At 71.9% G+C, this 21,722-nt stretch carries 18 protein-coding genes; 13 read left to right on the top strand and 5 right to left on the bottom strand.

The genetic code is table 11. From position 1 onward, the window contains the following. Window positions 1-83: 83 nt before the first annotated feature. The 10 genes from NKJ47_RS19305 to NKJ47_RS19260 are packed head-to-tail and all read left to right on the top strand — an operon-like array spanning window position 84 to window position 12,324. A complete protein-coding gene (locus NKJ47_RS19305; protein WP_254459344.1) occupies window positions 84-1,343 on the top strand; it encodes a hypothetical protein in 1,260 nt (419 codons plus the stop codon). Then, window positions 1,340-2,332 carry an NAD-dependent epimerase/dehydratase family protein gene (locus tag NKJ47_RS19300; protein ID WP_254459343.1) on the top strand — a complete coding sequence of 331 codons (993 nt, stop codon included), beginning with the start codon at window positions 1,340-1,342 and terminating at the stop codon, window positions 2,330-2,332. Before NKJ47_RS19305 ends, NKJ47_RS19300 begins: the two co-directional genes overlap by 4 nt. Continuing rightward, window positions 2,329-3,675, top strand: a complete 1,347-nt coding sequence (locus NKJ47_RS19295; RefSeq protein WP_254459342.1) for a hypothetical protein — start codon at window positions 2,329-2,331, stop codon at window positions 3,673-3,675. The genes NKJ47_RS19300 and NKJ47_RS19295 overlap by 4 nt, the downstream gene beginning before the upstream one ends. 58 nt (window positions 3,676-3,733) lie before the next feature. After that, on the top strand, window positions 3,734-5,575 hold the full coding sequence (gene asnB / locus NKJ47_RS19290) for an asparagine synthase (glutamine-hydrolyzing) (RefSeq protein ID WP_254459341.1): 1,842 nt from the start codon (window positions 3,734-3,736) through the stop codon (window positions 5,573-5,575). Next, complete coding sequence (locus tag NKJ47_RS19285; protein ID WP_254459340.1) at window positions 5,568-6,581, top strand: class I SAM-dependent methyltransferase; 1,014 nt, start codon at window positions 5,568-5,570, stop codon at window positions 6,579-6,581. Before asnB ends, NKJ47_RS19285 begins: the two co-directional genes overlap by 8 nt. Next, window positions 6,568-7,845, top strand: coding sequence for a hypothetical protein (locus NKJ47_RS19280; protein WP_254459339.1), 1,278 nt, complete (start codon window positions 6,568-6,570; stop codon window positions 7,843-7,845). Before NKJ47_RS19285 ends, NKJ47_RS19280 begins: the two co-directional genes overlap by 14 nt. Continuing rightward, window positions 7,842-9,161: an O-antigen ligase family protein gene (locus tag NKJ47_RS19275; protein WP_254459338.1), complete on the top strand. Its 1,320-nt coding sequence runs from the start codon at window positions 7,842-7,844 to the stop codon at window positions 9,159-9,161. Before NKJ47_RS19280 ends, NKJ47_RS19275 begins: the two co-directional genes overlap by 4 nt. A gap of 3 nt (window positions 9,162-9,164) precedes the next feature. Next, entirely contained in the window at window positions 9,165-10,241 is a 1,077-nt protein-coding gene (locus NKJ47_RS19270; protein WP_254459337.1) for a glycosyltransferase family 4 protein, read from the top strand. Further along, entirely contained in the window at window positions 10,238-11,020 is a 783-nt protein-coding gene (locus NKJ47_RS19265; protein ID WP_254459336.1) for a WecB/TagA/CpsF family glycosyltransferase, read from the top strand. Before NKJ47_RS19270 ends, NKJ47_RS19265 begins: the two co-directional genes overlap by 4 nt. Further along, window positions 11,017-12,324 (top strand): O-antigen ligase family protein, encoded by a 1,308-nt coding sequence (locus NKJ47_RS19260; protein ID WP_254459335.1) that lies wholly within the window; start codon window positions 11,017-11,019, stop codon window positions 12,322-12,324. The genes NKJ47_RS19265 and NKJ47_RS19260 overlap by 4 nt, the downstream gene beginning before the upstream one ends. A gap of 99 nt (window positions 12,325-12,423) precedes the next feature. Here NKJ47_RS19260 and wecB read toward each other — a convergent pair whose 3' ends face one another. The 4 genes from wecB to NKJ47_RS19240 form a co-directional block, all read right to left on the bottom strand. Then, the gene (gene wecB / locus NKJ47_RS19255; RefSeq protein WP_254459334.1) at window positions 12,424-13,539 is read right to left on the bottom strand and encodes a non-hydrolyzing UDP-N-acetylglucosamine 2-epimerase; all 1,116 of its coding nucleotides are present in this window, start codon (window positions 13,537-13,539) and stop codon (window positions 12,424-12,426) included. A gap of 27 nt (window positions 13,540-13,566) precedes the next feature. Further along, window positions 13,567-14,973, bottom strand: coding sequence for an undecaprenyl-phosphate glucose phosphotransferase (locus NKJ47_RS19250; protein WP_254459333.1), 1,407 nt, complete (start codon window positions 14,971-14,973; stop codon window positions 13,567-13,569). A gap of 70 nt (window positions 14,974-15,043) precedes the next feature. Further along, window positions 15,044-16,180 (bottom strand): glycosyltransferase, encoded by a 1,137-nt coding sequence (locus NKJ47_RS19245; protein ID WP_254459332.1) that lies wholly within the window; start codon window positions 16,178-16,180, stop codon window positions 15,044-15,046. Window positions 16,181-16,199: 19 nt separating this feature from the next. Further along, window positions 16,200-17,342 carry a glycosyltransferase family 4 protein gene (locus NKJ47_RS19240; protein ID WP_254459331.1) on the bottom strand — a complete coding sequence of 381 codons (1,143 nt, stop codon included), beginning with the start codon at window positions 17,340-17,342 and terminating at the stop codon, window positions 16,200-16,202. 500 nt (window positions 17,343-17,842) lie between these two features. Between NKJ47_RS19240 and NKJ47_RS19235 the strand changes: the two genes are divergently transcribed. Genes NKJ47_RS19235 through NKJ47_RS19225 form a run of 3 tightly spaced genes read left to right on the top strand, consistent with a single transcriptional unit; the run spans window position 17,843 to window position 20,343 of the window. Further along, window positions 17,843-19,141, top strand: a complete 1,299-nt coding sequence (locus NKJ47_RS19235; RefSeq protein ID WP_254459330.1) for a sensor histidine kinase — start codon at window positions 17,843-17,845, stop codon at window positions 19,139-19,141. Then, window positions 19,134-19,901: a LytR/AlgR family response regulator transcription factor gene (locus NKJ47_RS19230; RefSeq protein ID WP_254459329.1), complete on the top strand. Its 768-nt coding sequence runs from the start codon at window positions 19,134-19,136 to the stop codon at window positions 19,899-19,901. The genes NKJ47_RS19235 and NKJ47_RS19230 overlap by 8 nt, the downstream gene beginning before the upstream one ends. Window positions 19,902-19,947: 46 nt before the next feature. Next, window positions 19,948-20,343 carry a hypothetical protein gene (locus tag NKJ47_RS19225; protein ID WP_254459328.1) on the top strand — a complete coding sequence of 132 codons (396 nt, stop codon included), beginning with the start codon at window positions 19,948-19,950 and terminating at the stop codon, window positions 20,341-20,343. 642 nt (window positions 20,344-20,985) lie between these two features. Here NKJ47_RS19225 and NKJ47_RS19220 read toward each other — a convergent pair. Beyond that, the gene (locus tag NKJ47_RS19220; RefSeq protein ID WP_343237520.1) at window positions 20,986-21,603 is read right to left on the bottom strand and encodes a hypothetical protein; all 618 of its coding nucleotides are present in this window, start codon (window positions 21,601-21,603) and stop codon (window positions 20,986-20,988) included. Window positions 21,604-21,722: the final 119 nt, after the last annotated feature.

The raw sequence follows: 21,722 nt of genomic DNA, 5'->3' as shown, positions 1-21,722 counted from the left end.
CATGTCGCTCGCGGCTCCGTGCCGGGCTGGTGCCCACCTTGTATCCGAACACGGCGATGGATCCGATGCCTGGCAGAGACGATGTGCGTGACCGTGGCGACGATGCGTCCCTGGGCGACCTGGTGCTGGAGTTGCTGCGGTTCTATCGGCAGTTCGGCCGCCTGCTGATTCCCGTGGCCGTGCTGCTGGCGTTGGCCGCCGCCGTGCTGGTCGCGCTGCGACCGCTCTACAGCGTCAGCGCGTTGCTGGACACGCCGCAAATGACCCTGGAACAGTGGCGGCGCCTGCAGCCGATGCTCTCGGACCGGCAACTGGTCGCCGATTCGGTGGCGGCTGCCGCATTGCCGGCGGAACTGCGCCAACGCGTGCAGCGGCAGTTCCAGCAGCCGCGCTACTGGCAGACGCACGTGCAGTACCGCAGCGCGGTCGAACGCGACGATATCCGCCAGCAGGTCAATATCGATCCGAAGACGGTCGGTGCGTTAGGCCTGGAAGTGACGCTGATTGCACGCGACGATGCGTCCGCCACGCGGCAGTTGCAGGCGATCGCCCAACACGTGCGCCAGGCGATGCTGTGGGGTGGCCTGCGCGATGCGCTGGACGGCATGCGCCAGCAAACCCGGGAAAAACGGCCGGAATTGCAGATCGCGCAGATCCAGCAACAGTTCGCCATCCAGCAGAGCACCCAACAGGCCGCGGACATGCAGGCCCTGCTGGAGCGCTATCCGGAACTGCGGCGCAGCGAGGTCAACACGGTCGTCTCGGTCGGCGATGGCGGCGGCAAGTATCTCTCGCCGCTGGCGCAGATCGTGGCGCTGCAGGCCACCATCACCGAAACCCGGGCCAATCTGCGGCAGGGGCAGCGCGAACTCGAGCAACTCGACTGGAAGCAGCGGTTCCTCGTGTGCGCCGATCGGCGCGCACCCACGCTGTATTCGGGCCAGGCGCTCGCGTCCTGGCTGCAGGCATGCCGCACGGCGGTCTTTGCCGATGGCGCGGAGACGGAGACGGACTCGGTACGCCGGCAGGTGGCGCGCGAGATCGACCTGACCCTGGCGCAGCAACTGGGCCGGTCGCAACAGGTGCGTTACCGGGCCCTGCCTGCGCTGTCGACGGTACCGGTGCCGGCGCGGCGACCGCTGCTGGTCGCCGCCGTGGTGTTCGCTGGTTCGTTGCTGGCGATGTCGTTGGGGCTTGGCATCTATGTCGCGGCCCGGCGCCTGCGCGATCCGTCCGCACCCTGGTCGGCGCAACGCGATCCGCTGTTTGCGTGGCTGCCGGCCGGAGTGCGCCGCCGCCTGCTGCCCGAGGATGCGCCGCCGCGCGTGCAGGAGCGGCTGTGAAACGGGTGCTGGTGACCGGTGCCGCCGGCATGATCGGTCGCCGGTTGGTCGCCGCGTTGTTACAGCGTGGCGATGCGGTGGCCGGACTGGACGATCTGTCCAGCGGGATGGCATTTCCCGACGGCTTGCACCTCGCCGCGGTCGCCGACGTCCGCGAGACCGCGGCGGTGCTGGCGTGCCTGCGCGACTTCCGCGCCGAGGCCGTGGTGCATCTGGCCGCGGTCCACCATATCCCGACCTGCGAACTGCAGCGCATGCATTGCCTGCAGGTGAACGTGGTCGGGACCGAAAGCGTGCTGCACGCTGCCGCCGAGGCCGAGGTGCAGCAGGTGCTGATCGCCTCCAGCGGGGCGGTGTACGCCTGGGGCCAGGAGGCGCTGGACGAAGCCGGCAGCCCCACCGAGGCGCGCGACAACTACGCGCTGTCCAAGCTCTGCAACGAAGGCCAGTTGCGCCTGTGGTGCGCGCGCGGCAGCGGGCGCCGCGGCCGGGTGGCGCGCCTGTTCAACTGCATCGCCCACGACGACCCGAACGCGCACCTGATTCCCGACATCCTGGCGCAACTGGCTGCCGATCCGTCGCCGGCGCCGCAGGTGCGGCTGGGCAACCTGCAGCCGCGGCGCGACTATCTGCATGCCGACGATGCCGCGGCGGGACTGCTGGCGCTGCTCGACGACGCGCGGGCGGAGCCGGCCTACGATGTCTTCAACCTGTGTTCCGGCGTGGAGCACTCGGTCGGCGAACTGGTGGCGGAACTCGGCACCTTGCTTGGCCGCGTCCCGCACGTGGAGGTGGATCCGCAACGGCAGCGTCCGCACGATCGTGCACACCAGCTCGGCAACCCGGCCAAGGCGGGAGCGGTGCTGGGCTGGCGCACGCGCTGGACCCTGCGCGAGGCGTTGCGACGGACCCTGGCAGCGGAGCAGGCCGTTGCCACCGGCGTCACTGCAGACCATGCGCCGGTTGCCGGATCGTCCGCCCTGCCATGAGCGCGGCCGCACGCATGCGCGCGGGCTTCGTCTCCGGCGCGCTGCTGTACGCGCTCGGGCAGGGCTGCGCGCTGCTGTTCCAATGGCTGCTGTTGCGCCAGTTCGGCCTGCACGGCTATGGCGAGGTGGGACTGGCGCATCTGGGATTGACGACGGTGCTGTTCCTGGCCGATCTGGGATATGCCTCGCTGTTCCTGCGCGAGGATCCGGCGACGCCGGGCTGGGAAACGCGGTGGCGGCAGGCGCTGCGCCACCGGCTGCTGGCCACCGTGGTGCTGGACCTGGCCTGGGTCGTCGCGGCCGGCTGGTCCTGGCAGTGGCATGGCCCAGGCTTCGGCTATGTGCTGGCGGTGCTGCCGGCCACCGTCTTCGGCCTGGTCGGCTACTCGGCGCCGTTGCTGGCGCAGGGGCGGCGGCTGGCGGGATTCGCCGTGCAGCAGGTGGCGATGCCGGTGGCGATCCTGGCCTGGCTGCTGCTGCGGCCATTGCCGGGCGGTGGCGGCGCCGCCGGTGCCGGCATCGCCGTAAGCATCGGCTATCTGGCGCAGGCGCTGCTCAACCTGGCGGTGTTCGCCGCGTCGCTGCGCCTGCTGTGGCCGCAGCGCGGCCAGGGCCGCCACCTGCTGGGCACGGCGGTGCAGCTGTCGCTGATGGGGATCGTCGGCATCCTGCACGATCGCCTGACGCCGCTGCTGCTGGCAGCGGTGGCGCCGGGGTTCCTGCCGGTGTATCTGTTCCTGGGGTATCTGCTGAACGGGGCCAGCGGCGTGTTCAACCAGTTCAACCGCCTGCTCCTGGCCGAGGCCGCCAGCGAGGCCGGCCAGCGCTGGGCGCAGTCGCTGATCTCGCTGGTGCTGGGCGGCGCGGCGCTGGGCGCGCTGCTGCTGCCGCTGGCGACCGCGGCATGGGGCACCGCCGCGCAACGCGCCTGGTTGCCGTGGGCGACGCCGGTGTTGGCCGGCGGCGCCACCGTGCTGCTCAGCAGCGTGCTGGCGGCGCTGCTGATCGGGCGCCATCGCGAACGTGCGCTGTTGCGCCTGCTGCTGATCGGGGTGCTGTGCAGCGTCTTGCTGCAATTGGCCGCTGCGGCATGGCCGGCACCGCAGCTGCTGTTGTGGGGGCGGTTGCTGTGCCTGCTGGGCATCGCTGCCGCGAGCCTGCATCTGTGCGGCCTGCGTCTCAACGGCGGCGGCGTTGCGGCGCTGCTCGCGGCCTTGCTGGCGGCCTCGCTCTGCGGCGGACGCAGCGGCTGGACGTTGGCGGCGGCGCTGCTGCTGCCGGCGCTGTGGACGGCGTGGCGCCAGCGCAGCCTGTTCGCGCCCGCGCCGGAGCGTGCGGCGTGACGCCGTCATCGAGGGACGCTGTCGTGCCGCGCCGCGGCGTACGTTCAAGGAGCTGCGCATGTGCGGGATAGTCGCGTTGCGCCGCTTCGGCGACGGCGCAGCGCTGCAGGCGCAGGCCGAACGCGCGCTGGCCGCCTTGGCCCGGCGTGGGCCGGATGCGCAGGGATTGGTCTGCGCGCTGCAGCCGGTACCGACCGCGCTGGGGCACCGCCGCCTGGCCATCCTCGACCTGAGCGAAGCGGCGACGCAGCCGATGCGCTGCGCCGAGACCGGCAACGTGGTGGTGTTCAACGGCGAGATCTACAACTTCCTGGAACTGCGCTGCGAGCTGGAAGCGCTCGGCCATCGCTTCCGCACCGACAGCGACACCGAGGTGCTCCTGCATGGCTGGCGCGCCTGGGGCGAAGACCTGTTCGCGCGCTGCAACGGCATGTGGGCGATCGTGCTGCTGGAGCAGGCGAGCGGCGAGCTGATCTACTGCCGCGACCGGCTCGGGGTGAAGCCGCTGTACCTGCACCACGACGGCCGGCAACTGCTGCTGGCCAGCGAGATCCGCGCCATCGCCGCGGCGCTGGGCGGTTACCCGCCGCCCAATCCCGGCGCGATCTTCGATTTCCTGGTCGCCGGCCTGTCCGATCACCGCGGCGAGACGTTCTATGCCGGCATCCGCGCGGTGCCGCCCGGCTGGGTGTACCGCGTCTCCGCGGACGGGCACAGCCGCCGCCATCGCTACCACCGCTGGCCGCTGCCGGGCGAGGTGGCGTCGCTCGATGCCGAGGCGACGCAGGCGCTGCTCGAGGACGCCACGCGGCTGCGCCTGCGCTCGGACGTGCCCACGGTGACGCTGCTGTCGGGCGGGCTGGACAGCGCGATCCTGACCCGGCTCAGCCTGAGCGCCGCCGATGCGCCGCGCACCTGCTTCGCCGGCGCCTACACCTACGGCTACCGCGATGCCGAGCAGGCGCGCTTCGACGAGGTCGTGGCCGCGTCGGGGCTGATGGCCGAGTGGGGCGAGGCGGCGCGCCACCGCGTGCACCGCGCGCACGCGATCCCGGCGGAAGACGAGTTGCTGGAGCTGGTACGCGCGCAGGAGGAGCCGTTCTGCACCCCGTCGATCCTGGCCAGCTTCCGCATGTACCGGGCGATCCGCGACGCCGGCTACACGGTCGTGCTCAATGGCGAGGGCGCCGACGAGCTGTTCGGCGGCTACGTCCGCCTGTACCTGGCGTTGAGCGCGCGCAGCGCGCTGCGCGGCCTGCGCCTGCCGACCCTGGCGCGCCTGCTCGGCAGCGGCGCGGTGGATCCGCGGTTGCTGCTCAATCGCCTGGCCTGGGATCTGCCGGCGGGTCCGCTCGGGGCGCTGCTGCGCCGGCACCGGCCCAGCGTGGCCAGCATGTCGGCGGCGCTGTGGCACGACCAGGCGCCACGCTTGCGGGCGCTGCAGACCGATCGCCGCGGCGACGTGCAGGCGCGCCTGCGCGCCGACGTGCTGGCGACCAATCTGCCGATGATCCTGCGCATGACCGATCGCAACAGCATGCATTCGGGGGTGGAGGTGCGCGCGCCGTTCCTGGACTACCGCGTGGTGGAGCGCGCACTGGCCACGCCGGCGGACCGGCGCATGGGCGATTACCACGGCAAGGCGCTGCTGCGGCAGGCCTTCGCCGGCGTCCTGCCGCAACGCCTGGTCGGCCAGCGCAAGAGCACCGGGTTCGGCCATGCCGAGCAGTTCCTGGTCGACCGCATGCCGCTGCAGCCGATCCTGGCGGCCTTGCCGCCGGAACTGGGCGAATTCCTCGACCTGGCGGCGTTGCGCCGCCAGTGGCAGCGTGGCGAGGCGCACAGCACGCTGTGGTTCGCCGTGTCGGTCGCGCTGTGGTATCGGAGCATCTATGGCTAGGCTCGGACCTGCGCCGATGGAGCTGGCGGCCGACGATGGCGCCTGCCGCTGCTGCGGCGCCACCACGCGGCAGCGCGCGGTGTGGCCGGAGGTCTATGCCGGCACCGGCCAGGAATTGCGTCGCTGCGGCCATTGCGCGGCGGCCTATCTGGCACCGGATTTCACCGAGGAGACGCTGGCGCGGTTCTATGCGCACGATTACCGTCGGTTGTTCCCGGCCGAAGCGCCATGGCGCAGCGAAGCGCGCTTCTTCGCCTGGCGCGGCGACCTGCCGATCGCGCAGCGGCGGCTGCAGTGGATTTCGCCGCAGCTGGCGACCGGCGCCCGGCTGCTGGAAATGGGCTCGGGCTTCGGCGCCTTCCTCGGCGCCGCCGCGGCGGCGCGTCCGGACCTGGACCTGTGGGCGATCGAACCCGATCTCGACCACCGTGCGCGGCTGCTCGGCGACGCGCGCGTGACGTTCGTGCCGGACCTGCAGGCGGTGCCCGATGCCAGCGTCGATGCGGTGGTGGCGTTCCACGTGCTGGAGCATCTGCCCGATCCGCGCGGTTTCCTGCAGACCCTGGTGCGGATCCTGGCGCCCGGCGGCCGCGCCTGGATCGAGGTGCCCGACGTGATGAGCGACTGGCGCTCGCGCAACTACGTGCAACCGGCGCATCTGAGCTATTTCTCCGATTCGGTGCTGCAGCGGCTGGCGCTGAGCGCCGGGCTGGAGGCGGTGCAGTGCGGTGCGCATCCGGCCGGCGGCGTGCTGGCCGACAATCTGTGGATGGAGGTGCGGCGTCCCGCGCAGCCCTGCGTCAGCCCACTGGCGATCGCCAGCACCGAGGACGTGAGGCGGCTCGATGCGCGGCTGGACAGCGTGCGCTGGGGCCTGCGCGATCGGCTGCGGCGCGCGCTCAAGCGTGCGATCGTGCGCGCGTTCGGTCCCGGCCTGCCTGGCGAGGTGCAACGCTGGCGCGGACGCCGGCAGGTGCGGGAGGCGATGCGCGATGCGCTTCGCTGAGTTCCAACAGGCGCTGCAAGCGCACTACGGCGAAGAGGCCGCGGCGGCGCGCCACGAGCTCTACTTCCTGGCCCGGCGTGGGCGTGGCGCGTTGCTGCGGGGATTCCTGGCCGCGCTGCGCGACGCCTGGCTGTGCTGGCGCCTGCCACGCGCGCCGGCACCGCTGGCCGCCTGGGTGGCGCTGGCGACGCTGCCCGGCGCCAACGGCTGGGGGGCGCTGGCGCCGTGCGTGGCCGATCTGGCGCAGCGCGGGATCGCCTGCAGCGTGCTGATCCATCCGCGCCTGCGCGGCCGCGTCGCCGGCGACCTGCCCGCACGCCCGGCCGCGGTCGCCTGGCGCCACGCCGCCGGCGCCTGGCGATTGCGGCGGGCATCGGCAGGCACGGCGCCGCTGTCGCCCTGGCTGGTGCGCTGCTGCGTGTTCCGGCAGCGCCTGTGGCGCGGCGCCTGGGCGCGCACGCTGGCCGCGCATGGGCAGGCCACGTTGCTGCTGCACAACGACTTCGATCTGTACGCGGTGGCCGCGCAACAGGCGGCAGGGCCCGGCTGGCGTCGCGTGTGCGTGCAGCATGGCCTGCCCACCGACGAGTTCTTCCCGGTGCGCGCGCAGCGGCATCTGGTGTGGGGGCCGAGCAGCGCACAGGCGTTCGCGCGGCATGGGGTGGCGCCGCAGGCGCTGGCCTATGGCCCCGCGCAGGCGCAGGCCGATGCGGCCGCAGCGGCCGGGACCGACACCGAGGTACCGGTGCCGGCGGCGCTGTACCTGGTCTCGCAGACGCACACGCCGATCTACGGCCGCGCGCTGGCGGCGGACTTCCTGGCATTGGCGCAGGCGCTGGCCGGTCGCGACCGGCCGGCGCTGCAGATCCTGCTGCATCCGGAAGAAGTGCGTGGCGGCCATCCCTATGCCGTGCCCGGTTTGGCCGGCTGTTGCCGGCATCCGCCGCATGCGCTGCTGGACGCGGCCGCGGCCGCGGCGCCGACGATCGTGGTCGGTTTCTGTTCCACCGCGCTGCTGCAGGCCGCCTGCCGCGGCCATTACGTGATCGGCCTGGCCTGGCCGGCGACGGCCTCGCTGGACGCGTTGGCGGTCGGGCGTCCACCAACGCAGGTGGACGATGCGTCTGCACTATGTGCGTTGATCGACCAGTTGTGCACGGATTCGTCGGCGCGCCGCCGCCTGCTGGCGGCGCAGGCGCAGTGGCTGCGCCAGACCTTCGCCAGCGACCCGCACTGGCCGCAGCGCGTGGAGGAGGCCGCATGAGGCGGCTGGGACTGCTGCTGCTGATCCTGTGGATCCATCTCGGCGACCTGTTGGTGGCCTGGCTGTACGCCGGCGGCGCGGTGCCGCAGGCGACCTGGCTGCGGCCGCTGCGCGATGCCACGGTGCTGGGGCTGGCCGCGCTGTGCCTGCTGACCGTGCGCATGCCGCGGCCGATGCTGCTGTCGGTGCTGGCCTTCGGCGCGTTGGCGGCGGCCTATGCGCCGCTCGGCTACATGCACGGATTGCCCGCCGGCATCGTGCTCGGATCGTTCGGTGTCGTGCTGGTGCCGGTGCTGTTCGTGCTGGCCGGGTATGGCGGCATGCCGCGGCCGCGCGACCTGCGCACCGCCACCCGCACCCTGGTCTGGCTGGGCGTGGCCAGTGCGTTGTTCGGCGCCTGGGATCTGACCCATACCGACTTCTGGGTGCGGCAGGTGCGTTTGCCGGACTACATGCAGCAGGTCAAGGGCGTGCTGCCGCAGGACACCGAACCGGACACCGGCCTGCCGTGGAATTTCTTCGGTGGCGAAGACTATGCGCGCCGCGCTGGCGGGCTGCTCGCCGCGCCATTGGCGCAGGGCCAGTTCCTGGTGACCGCCGCGCTGGCGGCGCTGGCGCTGTGGCAGCGCCGCTGGCCGTGGCGGGCGGCGCTGGCCTGTGTCGGGTTGTTCGTGGCGATCTGGATGTCCGGCACCCGCGGGGCGATGCTGGCCGGCATCGTCGCGGTGCTCGGCTATCTGCTGACCGCACGCGGCGTGGTGCGTTCGGCGCCGGCGCGGATCGCGCTGGCTGGCGTCGTGCTGCTGGCCATCGTCGCCGCCTCCTACGGCATCGTGGTGCAGTCGATCCAGTTCCGCGACGGCTCCACCATCGGCCATTGGTGGGCGCTGCAGCGCAATCTGGCCGACCTGCATCAGGTCGCGCTGTTCGGCGGCGGCCTGGGGCGCCAGGGCGCGTTCGCCGCGCGGCAGGGGCTGACCGATCTCGGCGGCGGCGAAGGCGCCGTGTTCAGCATCGCCTACCAGATGGGCGTGCCGGCAGCGCTGCTGTTCCTGGGCTTCATCGGCTGGTGCCTGCGCACCCTGTGGCGCGCCTACCGCCAGCACGACGACCGCCTGGCGCTGGCCACGTTCTGGTTGCTGTGCGGCATGACCACCACGCTGGTGTCCTCGGACAACGCCCTGACCGTGTCCGGCGCGGGCGGCTTCTGGCTGTTGCTCGGCGGCGTGCTGCGGCAGTGCCAGGCGCGGGCGCGTCGGCCGCAGGCACAGGGCGCCGTGCTGCGTCCGCTGCCGGGCGTGCCGGCGGAGGCCTGAGCCGTGCGCATCCTGCACGTGTACAAGGATTTCGCGCCGCACCGCGGCGGCGGCGGGGTGGCCCGGCACATCCATGGCCTGGCGGTGCTGGCCGCGCAGGCCGGGCACGCGGTGCGGGTGGCGGCGCCGGCGGCGCAAGACCCGGGCAGGTCCGACTATGCCGCGGTCGCGGTCGCCGCGTCCGGGTTGTGGCCGCACGTCGGGTGGGCCGACGTGGTGCACGTGCACGGCGCGCGCACCCCGATCGCGGCGCTGGCGGCGCTGCTGGCGCGCTGCCGCGGCAAGCGCGTGGTGTATACGCCGCACTGCTACTACGACGATGCCCGCGGCCTCGGCAAGCGGCTGCGCAAGCGCGTCTGGGATGCGCTGGTGGAGCGCCCGCTGCTGCGCGGCGCCGCGCGCGTGGTGCTGTTGTCGGCCTACTGGCGCGACTACCTGCAGGCGCGGCGAATGCCGGCCACGCGCGCGCTGCTGTTGCCCAACGCGGTGCTGGCGGCGGAGCTGGCGCCGGCCCCGGCTACCGCGGCGGCGCTGGACGGGGCGCCGGCGCTGCTCTCGGTGGGCCGGCTGGATGCGGTGAAGCGCCTGCATGACGCGATCGCGCTGCTGGCGTTGCCGGGCATGGAGCAGGCCGTGCTGCACCTGGTCGGGCGCGGGCCGGACCGTGCGCGTCTGGAGGCGTTCGCGCAGACGCACGGCGTGGCCGCACGCGTGCGCTTCCATGGTTTCGTCGGCGATGCCGAGGTCGCGGCGATGGCCGCAGGTGCCGAGGCGTTCGTGCTGCCCTCGGCGGTGGAAGGCATGCCGACGGTGCTGATCGAGATGCTGCTGCTCGGCTGCCCGGTGGTGGCCAGCGACATCCCCGGCAATCGCGCGGTCCTGCAGCCGTTGGGGTTGCATGCGGCGCTGTACCCGTTGGGCGACACCACGGCGTTGGCCGCGCGCGTGGCGGCGTTGCGGCAGCAGCGCGTCGCGCCGCAGGTGGTGGCAGCGGTGCAGGCCGGCTTCACCTGGGAGGGCATTCGGCCGCAGGTGCTGGCGCTGTACGATGCGCTGATCGTCCAGGAGCCTGCCCCTTGAATCCCACGCCCCCGCGTCTGCGCTTCTTCGATTGCCCGCTGGATCTGCTCGCGCCTGCCGACCTGCTGCAACGGGCGCAGGCCGCGGCCGCCGGCGGCACGCCGCTGCGGATCGAGGGCCTGAACGTGGCCAAGCTGATCGATGCGCGCGCGCAGGCGTCGCTGCGCGCGGCGCTGGACGAGGCCGAGCTGGTGCATATCGACGGCAGCGGCATCAGCATCGGCCTGCGCTGGATGGGCGTGGCGCCGCCGCCGCGGCGCGCCGGCATCGACCTGATGCAGGACCTGTGCGCGCAGGCCGCGCAGTCCGGGGATGGGGTGTATCTGCTGGGCGCGCGGCCGGCGGTGGTGGCGGGCGCGGCCGAGCGCCTGCGTGCGGCCGCGCCGGGGCTGCGCATCGTCGGCGCCCGCGACGGCTATTTCGGCGAGGCCGAGGTACCGCAGGTGGTGGCGGCGATTCGCGCCTCCGGCGCGCGCTACCTGTTCGTCGGCATCAGCTCGCCGAAGAAGGAACTGTTCCTGCAGCGGCACTGGTCCGAGCTGGGCGTGGCGGTGGCGATGGGTGTCGGCGGATCGTTCGATGTGCTCTCCGGCATGCTGCCGCGCGCGCCGCTGCTGATGCAGCGCTTCGGCATGGAATGGCTGTTCCGGCTGGCGCTGGAGCCGCGGCGCCTGGGCTGGCGCTACGTCCGCACCAACTTCCTGTATCTGCTCCTGCTGCTGCGTGCGCGGCTGAGCCGCCGCTATCGCGCGCGCGCGGCGATCCGCGAACCGGCATGAGCCCACCGGCGACGGGCGCGTCCGCCGCCGGCGCGCGCGCGCCGCAGCCGCTGGCGGTCGCGGCGTGCCTATGCGTGTACCTGCTGTTCTGCCTGCAGCAGGTGGTGCTGACCGGCCGCTACTTCGGCGGGGGCCTGTCGCTGGGCTCGATGGCGATCCGCGCGTTCGCGCTGGGCGTGTCGCTGTGGGCGCTGTGGCGGCACGGGCTGCCGCCGATCCTGCGTCGGCCATTGCTGGCGATCCTGGCATGCCTGGCGGCGCTGGGCGTGTCGGTGCTGGCGTCCGCACACCCCGCGCTGGCCTTCAGGTTCGCCGTGCGCTACGCCACCGCCTTGCTGGCGCTGTGGGCGATGCTCAATCTCGCGTTCGCCTGCCCGCGCTGGCCGCGCGCGGCGACGCTGGCGGCGCTGATCGCGCTGTGGTGGAACCTGGCGCTGGGAGTTGCGGTGCGCCTGCACTGGCCGCCGGCGCTGCGCGGGTCGCTGGTCTTCCATGCCGAGGACAGCTTCAAGTACCTGCCGCGGATCTCCGGCATGTACGAACATCCGGCGCTGCTGGCGGCGAGCGCGGTACTGGTGGCCGCGCTGGTGCTGCAGGGCTGGCGCAACGGCGCGTTGGGGCGCTTTGCGCTGGGCTTGGCCCTGCTGGGCGCGGTGCTGGCGCTGGCGCTGACCCAGGTCCGCAACCCGCTGTTGCCGGTCGGCGCACTGCTGCTGTGGTGGGCGTGGCCATGGCGCGGCGCCACGCGGCCGCGCCGCCGCGCGGCTGCCGGCGCGCTGCTGGTGCTGCTGGCGCTGGTCGGATTCGTGCTGTGGCAGCGCTACGCGGACATGACCAGCGCGGTGCACGAAAGCACGCTCACCGCGGTGTCGCTGGGGCGCACCTACCTGTGGGCCGGCGCGCTCGAGGCCTGGCGCAGCCACCCCTGGTTCGGGCTGGGGCCGGGCGTGTTCCAGTTCCTGGTGCCGGACTACACCGGCGGCCGCTTCGATCGCGGCGAACTGCATGCGCACAATGCGCTGCTGGCGGTGCTGTCGGAAACCGGGCTGTGCGGGCTGCTGGCGTGCCTGGGCCTGCTGTATGCGCTGTGGGCGCCGTTGCTGCGCAGTACCAGCGTGCGTGGCTGGGCGTCGATGTGGCTGCTGTTGCTGTTGGGCCTGGGCGTGTTCGACTTCTACCTGCCGTTCTACGCGTTCTCGCTGCACGCGGCACTGGCGATGGCCGCGCTGTATGCCGGCTTGCCCGCGCGCGACGCCACGCTGCCCGCATCGCTCCGCGACGCACCGCGCTCCGCGATTGGGTAAGCCCGCACAGGCGCTCGCCGACGAGCGTGTTGTCCGCGAGTGCTGAGCGAGCGTGAATCGGTGTAGTGGCCTGTGCGCGCAGTCCTTTGGATGTGCCGATCAGGCCTGGCGCAGGCGCTGCGGCGCGTGCTGCTCGACCGCAGTGCCCAGCAGCGCTCCCAGGATGTCGCGGTAGGCATGGCCGTCGCCGAACGGATTGTGCCAGGCCACCGCGCGCGCCAGCAGCGTGTCGGCCGCCGTGCGCAAGCCGCGCATGTCCAGGCTCAGCGGCAACTCCGCGCCGCCGACCTGCAGGGTTTCCGGCCGCTCGGTATTGGTGCGCAGCACCAGGCACTTGCGCTGCAGGATGCACGCTTCCTCCTGGATGCCGCCGCTGTCGGTCATGATCAGCGACGCGCCTTGCTGCAGCGCCAGCATGTCCAGGTAGCCGACCGGCCCGATCGCGCGCAGGCAGCGATGCCGCGCGGATGCGGCATTGCCCATGCTCGCCAGGCGCGGATGCATCGGGAAGATCAACGGCACGCCGGCGTCCTCGGAGATCGCGGCCACCGCCTGCATCAGCGCGGCGAAATGCTGCGGGTCGTCGGTGTTGGAGCGGCGGTGGCAGGTCAGCAGGTGATAGCCGCCCTGGTGCAGTCCCAGCCGCTGCAGGATGTCCGAACGCCGCAGCGCGGTGCGCGCATGCGCCAGCGTCGCATCCGCCACGGTGTTGCCGGTGATGCGGATGCTGGCCGGCGCCAGGCCTTCCTCGCGCAGGATCTGCGCCTGCAGTGCGGTCGGGCAGAACAGGTGATCGGACATGTGGTCGATCAGCACCCGGTTCACTTCCTCCGGCATGCTGCGGTCGCGGCTGCGCAGGCCCGCCTCCACGTGGGCGACCGCGATGCCGCGCTTGTTGGCGGCCATGGCGCCGGCCAGTGCGCTGTTGGTATCGCCCTGCACCACCACCACGTCCGGCTGGGTGCGTTCCAGCACCGGCTCGATGCCGCACAGCATGCGGCCGATCTGGGTGGCGTGCGGCGCCGAGCCGACTCCGAGGTTGTAGTGCGCGCGCGGCAACTCCAGTTCGTCGAAGAAGATGCGGTCCATCGTCTCGGCATAGTGCTGATTGGTATGCACGATCGAGAAGCGCAGGCCGTCGCGCATGCTGGCGGCGATCAGCGAGGCCAGTTTGATGATTTCCGGGCGGGTGCCGAGAACGTAGCTGATGTGCATCGGATTCGGACTCCCCAAGCCCTGCGGTCAATACGCGTCGCGGTCGAACAGCACGATCGCGGCGGTCTGCGCGATGATGCTCAGGTCCAGCCACAGCGACCAGTGCTGGATGTAGTACAGGTCGTAGTCGATGCGCTTGCGCATCTTCTCCACCGTGTCGGTCTCGCCGCGCAGTCCGTTCACCTGCGCCCAGCCGGTGATGCCGGGCTTGACCCGGTGGCGTTGCAGGTAGTTCGGCACCAGATCCTGGTATTGCGCGTTGTGCGCCAGCGCGTGCGGACGCGGCCCGACAATGGACATGCGCCCCTGCAGCACGTTGAAGAACTGCGGCAGCTCGTCCAGGCTGGTGCGGCGCATGAAGGCGCCGAAGCGGGTCACCCGCGGGTCGCCGCGCGGCGTCTGCGGCGCGGCATCGCCACTGTCGTGCAGGCGCATGCTGCGGAATTTCCACAGTTCGAATGGCTGCCCATCCCAGCCGTGGCGGATCTGCCGGAACAATACCGGCCCCGGCCCGGACAGCCTGACGCCCAGCGCCAGCGCCAGCAGCAAGGGGCTGCTCAGCAGCAGGATCAGCGCGGCCAGCAACTTGTCGGTGACATCCTTGAGCCAGTGCGCGGTGCGCGACAGCGGCCGCACCGACAGTTCCAGCAGCGGCATCCCCGCCACCTCGGCGATGCCGTGGTGGATCATGCCGAAGGCGAAAATGTCCGGGACCCAGCGCACGTCGACGCTGCTGGCGTCGAGGCGGCGCATGCTCTCGCGGATCAGCGCCTCCTCGCGCATCGGCCAGGTCAACCAGACTTCGGCGATGCCGTGCAGGTCCAGCCACTGCGGCAGGGCGGCGAGGTCGCCGCCGCGGATCGCCGCCGGCGCCGGCACCCACTGCAGCCCCGACCACGGGCCCTGGCAGATCCGCGCGCCGACCTGCTCGACCCGCTCCGGCGGTCCCAGCACCGCGATCCGGCGCGTGCCCACGCCATGCCGGTGCAGCCAGCGCAGCAACCGGTCCGCGGCCACGCGCACGCCCACCAGGCCGAACGCACCGATCACCGCCCAGTACAGGAACCACAGGCGCGAGAAGCTGGGGCCGGTCTTGCTGAGGAAACTCAGCGAGGCGAGCACGCCCAGCACCACGCCCCAGCCCAGCAGCAGCCGGCCCAGCATCATCGTCGGCAGCGCCAGGCGCCAGCTGCGGTACAGCGCCAGTTGCGAGAACACCAGCAGTGCCAGCGCGGCACCGGCCAGCAGCGCGTACGGATAGCGCGGCGCGTCGGGCAGGCTCGCCTGGCCCGCGCGCACGGCATAGGCGAGCAGGCCGCTGCCCGCCACCACTGCGGCATCGGCCACCTTCAGCAGCGTCGCCGCCAGTGCCATCGCATCGCCGACCCGGCCCGATGCCGCTGCCCGTGGCAGCGGTCCGCCCAGCAGTCTCATGCGCGTTCGCTCCGCGCGCGGCGCGCTCGCCGTGCGTTGCTCCCGTGCGTCCCCAAGCTGCCCCTCATCCCTATTCCCCGTCTGCCGTCCCTCGCGTGCCGCAGATCCTGCGATACAGCGCAAGATAGGCGTCGACCATGCCATCGGCGGCGAACAACCGTCGGTAGCGCGCTTCCGCGTGCCCCCCGAAGGCCGCGGCGATGGGGGGATGGTCCCACAGATAGCGCATCGCGTCGCGCAGGGCCGCCGGATCGGCCGGCGGCACCACCAGGCCGGTCTCGCCGTCGACGTTGACGAAGCTGGTCCCGGTGCCGAGCTCGCAGGAGATCATCGGCTTGGCATGCATCGCCGCCTCCAGCAGGGAAATGCCGAACGCCTCGGCGCGCAGATGGGACGGGAGCACCAGCGCTTCGCAGGCAGCGAGCAGGGCGTGCTTGTCGGTCTCGTCCACGCGGCCGAGGAAGTGCACGTGGGACAGGCCCAGCGCCTGCGCCTGCGCGCGCAAGGCGGCCGCCTCCGGGCCGTCGCCGGCGATCGCGATCGGGATCTGCAGCCCTTGCGCGGCCTGCAGCAGGAAGCGCACTCCCTTGTAGTAGCGCAGCACGCCGACGAACAGCAGGAAGCGCGGGCCCAGCCGCGCGCGCCAGGCCGCGACCCGCTGCGGCGACGCCGCGTGCTGCGGGGCCGCATCCAGGCCGATCGGGATGACGCTGACCTTGGCGCGGTGTTCCGCCAGGACCGGGCTTGTGGCCAGGTAGTTCGGCGAGGTGGCGACGATGCGGTCGACGCTGCGCAGGAAGCGCCGCTGCAGCGGCCGGTACAGGCGCAGCAACTGGCGTTGCCGCACGATGTCCGAGTGGTAGGTCAGCACCGAGGGCATCCCCGCCGAGGCGGCGAAGTGCAGGGCGTCCATGAACGGCCACGGGAAGTGGTAATGGATCAGGTCGGCGCGGCGCGCCAGTTGCGCGTAGCGCCGCACCAGGCCGAGCGAGACCGGCATCGAGGCAACCTCGGCGATGCGCTGCAGCCGATGCAGCGTATAGCCGGCATGGATCCGGGTGCCGGCCTGCGCGGCATCGCCGCACAGCGCCAGCACTTCGCTGTGCACCCCGCGTGCCTGGGCATGCTGCGCCAGCGTATGCACCACCTGCTCGATCCCGCCGATGGAGTCGGGCAGGGCGGTCTTGTAGACATGCAGCACGCGCATCAGGCGGACAATCCGGGGTTCATGCGCGCATCGCGTCGCGGTAGGCCGCGGCGGTACGCTCGGCGCAGGTGCGCCAATCGAACTCCGCCGCGCGACGGCGCCCGGCCGCGCTCAGCGCCGCGCGCCACGCCGCATCCTCAAGGCCGCGCGCGAGCAGGCCGACCAGGGCATCCATGTCGCCGGGATCGAACAGGGCGGCCGCGTCGCCGGCGACCTCGGGCAGCGCCGCGGCATTGGAACACAGCACCGGCGTGCCGCTGCCCATCGCTTCCAGCACCGGCAGGCCGAACCCCTCGTAGCGCGACGGGAACACGAACAGCCGCGCCCCGGCGACCAGCGCCGGCAGCCGCGTCTCGTCCACGTAGCCCAGGTAGCGCAGCCAGCCGTCGCCTTGCGCCTGCGCCATGCGCTGGTGCAGCGCCTCGCTGTGCCAGCCGGGGTGGCCGGCCACCACCAGCGGCCAGCGCGTGCGCAGCGCCGCCGGCAACGCGGCATAGGCCTGCAGCAGCGTCTGCAGGTTCTTGCGCGGCTCGATCGTGCCCAGGAACAGCGTATAGCCATCGGCCTGCAGGCCCAGCGCCTGCAGCGGCGCCTGCAGCTCCTGCGCGCGGTGCGGGCGGAAGGCCGCATTGCCGGCCAGCGGGATGGCGCGGATGCGTGCCAGCGGCCAGTCGAACTGCGCGGCGATCTCGCGCCGCGAGAATTCCGAAACCGTCAGGATCAGCTGCGCGCGGCGCAGCGACAGCGCCAGTTCCTTGCGCATGTAGCGCACCCGGTCGGCGCGATGGCACTCGGCCCAGCGATAGATCGAGACGTCGTGGAAGGTGGCGACGCAGGGACCGTCGAATGCCGGCAGATAGTAGTTGCAGCCATGGAACAGCGCCGGGGCCTGGCCGCGCAGCGCACGCGATCTGGCCGCGTTGTGCAACCGTCGGTACACGTCGACGGCCGGCTGCACGCCCGACAGCCGCTCGCGCAGCCACGGCACCAGCGTCGGCGCCGGTCCCGGCGCCGGCAGGTCCTGGCGCAGGCGCCGGCCGTGCAGGAAGCGCAGCGACTGGATCTGCGGCAACGCCGCCAGCTGCGTGGCCAGTTCCTGCGTGTAGCGGCCGACGCCGGTCAGCGGATACCGGATCGACTCGGTCGCCAGGATCACATGCATCGGCGCACCGCTCGCGCACGCAGTGCGCCGTGCCTCGCAACGCCGTGCATTTCCTGCGCGCGTGCGGCGTGGTGGCAGGGCGTCGCCGGGGAGGATGCCGCGCATGGGGCATGCGTCGGCGCGGCGCTGCATGGGAAGAGGGGCCGGCGCATTCTGGTTCCCGCTGATCGAGGTCAGAGTCTAGAGCGTGCGCTGCCCGGCGGCGAGCCGTCCTGGCCGGCGGCGCAGAGCCACGGGACGATGCGCCCGTGGCGGGCGGCGCGGCACCCGGTCGCTGGCGCCGACGCCACCGCGAAGCGCGCGCCATTGCCGCTGCGGGTGCGGCGTCACGGCACGCCATGCCGGCGTTGCGCGGGCAGCGGCCGCGTCGCCCGCGCCGCCGTCGGTTTGCACCGCCGATCCCGGTGCCCGCTCCGCGATTTCCCGGTTTCGTCGCAACCGGCTGGCAGCGCAGGCCGCGGCCGCTATGCTCGCCGGCATCTCCTCCAGCCCCGGCCGCCATGCTCGCCAGCCTGTTCTTCCTCGTCCGTCTGTTGTGCGCCTGGGCCGCGGCGGTGGTCGTGTCGGCCTTTGTCTGGGCCGGGCTGTTCTACGGCATGGAGTCCGGGCCGGGCTGGTTCTTCGGCCTGCTGGCGATGCTGCTGATGCTGTCGGCGCTGATCGCCGGCATCACCCACCTGCGCAAGGTCTGGCTGATCGCCGGGCGCCTGGACTGGGGCACCCTGGCCAGCCGCCAGCGGCGCCAGATCGAGATCCCGCTGGACACCCGCGAGGCGTTCGCGCTGCTGGATGCGGCGGTGCGGGAACTGCCGCGGGTGGAAGAGGTCGAGAGTACGCTGGACAGCCTGCAGGTACGCGCCAAGGTGCGCCGCATCGATCCGTACAACGGCCGCCCGCCGTCGCGCTGGAACCTGGCCGCGCGTTTTGCGGTCAAGCGCAACCAGGTGCTGGCGACGGTGACCCCGGGCACCGGCACCAGCAGCCTGACCCTGTTGCTGGAGCCGGACGCCAGCGCCTGGATCGACCTGTTCGCGGTCGACGAAGGCAGCAACTACGAGAACGCCGAGGCGCTGGGCCGGGCGCTGGCGCGGCGCGTGGCCGAGCTGCGCCGCGACGAACAGGCCGCCGCCGCGCAGGCCGCCACCGAGCAGGAACTGACCGTGGCGCGGCTGAACCTGCTGCACGCGCAGGTCGAACCGCATTTCCTCTACAACACGCTGGCCAGCGCGCAGGTACTGGCGCGCACCGACCCGCCGCGCGCCGACCTGATGCTCGGCTATCTGATCCAGTACCTGCGGCGCTCGCTGCCCAGTGCCGAGGATGCGATGAGTTCGCTCGGCGACGAACTGGAGCGGACCCAGGCGTACCTGGAGATCCTGCGCATCCGCATGGGCGCACGCCTGCAGCTGCAGGTGCAGGTGCCGGAGACGATGAAGACGCTGCCGTTGCCGTCGATGATGCTGCAGACGCTGGTGGAGAACGCGATCAAGCATGGCCTGGAACCCAAGCCCGGCGGCGGCACCATCTGGATCCTGGCGCGTGCGGTCGACGACCACGTCACCCTGACCGTGGCCGACGACGGCCTTGGCTTCAACAGCCAGTCCAGCGGCACCGGCATCGGCCTGAAGAACCTGCGCGAGCGGCTGCGCCTGACCTATGCGGGCGCGGCGAGCTTCGCCATCGTCTCCAACTTCCCCAGCGGCGTGGCCGCCACCATTACCCTGCCGTTGCCGGCGGGGATGCCGCCGTCGCCGCCACCGCTGCCGGCGGCAGTGCCCACGGGAGCGCAGCATGACTGACGCGATCGTCGCCGAAGACGAGACCCTGCTGCGCGACGCGCTGGTCGCGCTGCTCGGCGAAGTGTGGCCGCAGCTGCGCATCGTCGCCGAGTGCGAGGACGGCGCCAGCGCGCTGGAGCGGCTGGCCGAGCTGCGCCCGGAGGTGGCGTTCCTGGACATCCGCATGCCCGGCCTGAGCGGCATCGAGGTGGCACGCGCGCTGGGCGAACTGAGCCCGCGCACGCAGGTGGTGTTCGTCACCGCGTACGACCAGTACGCCATCGACGCCTTCGAGCACGGTGCGGTGGACTACCTGCTCAAGCCGATCGTGCGCGAGCGTCTGCAGGCCACGGTGCAGCGGCTGCAGGCGCGCGCGGCGCAAGGGCCGGACCCGGCGGTGCTCGACGCGCTGCTGCAGCACCTGCAGCAGCGACCGGCCGCGCCGTCGGCACCGCCGCCGCTGGCCTGGGTCACCGCCAGCAGCGGCCGCGAGACGCGGCTGATCCTGCTCGACGACGTGCTGTATTTCCAGGCCGACAGCAAGTACACCACGGTGCTCACCCGCGATGGCGAGGCGGTGCTGCGCACCTCCCTGCGCGAGCTGCTGGACGTACTCGACCCGGCCGCGTTCCGGCAGATCCACCGCTCCACCATCGTCAACCTCAAGGCGGTGGCCTCGGTGGTGCGAGACGACACCGGCAAGGGCCGGCTGAAGTTGCGCCACCGCGACGAGGTCCTGACCGTCAGCCAGCCGTACATGAGCCTGTTCCGCGGCATGTAGCCGCGCCAGGTCCGTTCGCTTCGCACTGGAACAAGGAATCTCCGCCATGCGCCTGCTCTCCTTGCTGTGGTCGTGCCTGCTCGGCCTGCTCGGCTGCCAGGGACACGCCGATCTCGACCTGTCCGTCGGCGCCAGCCGCGAGACCGTGGTGCAGGCCAGCGAACGCGGCGTGCCCCTGCTCCTCAGTCGGACCACGTATCGCCGCGGCCTGGCCACGTTCCGCTGCATCGACAGCCGCAGCGGGCGCTGCCATTACCAGGTCTATGCCGACTGCGCGGCATCGCCGGCGGCGCGCGGCGGCGCCGGCGCCGCCTGTGCCCCGCGCCTGCTGCAGGCGTTCGACCTGCCGGTCGGCCAACGCCGCGCGATCGCCGGGCTGCCGCGCGATTTCCGGCAGTGCGTGGTGTCGGATGCGTCGGCCTCGGCATGCGGGCGCGAGTGAGTGGCGATGGCCAACGGCTGGCTGCAGCGATCCTCCACCGTGTCTAAGACCTCGCCATGATCGCGGCCGTTGTGGGAGGGACTTCAGTCCCGACAGCATGTGCAGCGAAGCTGCCGGACGACGCCCCTCGTCGCGACTGAAGTCGCTCCCACAGGAGGCGTTGCCGCGATCCGGCGCGCGAGATGTAGGAGCGGCTTCAGCCGCCACCATGCATACGACGTCTACGGATGCGGCGCATCGCACCGTCCACTCCGTCTTCGCATCCGAAATGTCGCGATCTGATCGCGGCTATTGTGGGAGGGACTTCAGTCCCGACAGCGTGTGCAACGAGCTGCCGGATGACGCGTCGCGATTAAAGAGCACCTTTAATAACCTGCTTCTGCCGCGCATGACGTTGTCGCGTAGGAGCGGCTTCAGCCGCGACGGGCTTACCGGTAACGCCCGTCGCGGCTGAAGCCGCTCCTACAGGAAGCTCTACTGCGACATCATCGCCTCGACGGGAACAGCCGCGTGCGCGCAATCGCCGGTGGCGATCGTGCGCTGCCGGTCGCCGGCAAGGCCGCTGTGGTCGAAGGCGTTGTTCCGGTGACGCGCTGGCCGCCGTCGTCGGTGACCAACGCGTCGGTGCGGGCGTCGCGCTGCTCAGCCGGCGACGCGGAACACGCCGGGCTGGCCTCCCGGCGGCGTGCCTTCGAACTGGATCAGCGAGGCGACCAGTTCGGCATGCAGGCGGATGCGGCCCATCTCGCGCATGATCCGGATGTCCTCGTGGCGCAGTTCGCGATTGGCCACCACCTCGCGCTTGTAGGCGAGGATCTCCGGGTACTTGCGCGCCATGTTCAGCGCGTCGGCCACGCATTCCACAGTGTCGGCATCGGCCGAGAGCGGCTCGCGGCTGTTGAACGCGGTGAGCCAGCGCTCGAAGCCGGCGGTGCGGTCGAACATGTTGGCGATGAACCAGATCACGAACAGGATCGCCACCCACGAGGTGACCACGATGACGATGCGCGAGAACGTCAGGTGGTAGTCGTGCTGCCACAACTGCGCGGTGATCACGCCGAGCAGGATCAGCGAGATCGCCTGCCAGCCGATGATCGAGGCCACCAGCCACTGCTGCTTGGCCTTGGCCAGCAACGCCACCTCGTCGCGGATCTGCGCCTCGCTCTTGTGCTGCCAGTGCGCGACCTGTTCGGGAAACGAGCGCTGGTGCAGCGCGTTGTCCTCGAGCAGCAATCCCAACCCCTTGAACAAAGCGATCATGACGGGCTCCTTGCAGATGCGGTGACGAACGCGGAACGTCGGCGGGCGATCTTGAGGCAGCTTCTTTCTAGCACAGCGGCCGCAAAGTGCACGCTGCAGTCGCACATGCCGCGCGGCCC

Source organism: Xanthomonas sacchari (assembly GCF_024266585.1).
Taxonomy (GTDB): domain Bacteria; phylum Pseudomonadota; class Gammaproteobacteria; order Xanthomonadales; family Xanthomonadaceae; genus Xanthomonas_A; species Xanthomonas_A sacchari_C.
The sequence above is the reverse complement of the archived record's forward strand: the minus strand, read 5'-3'. Positions and strand labels throughout refer to the sequence as shown.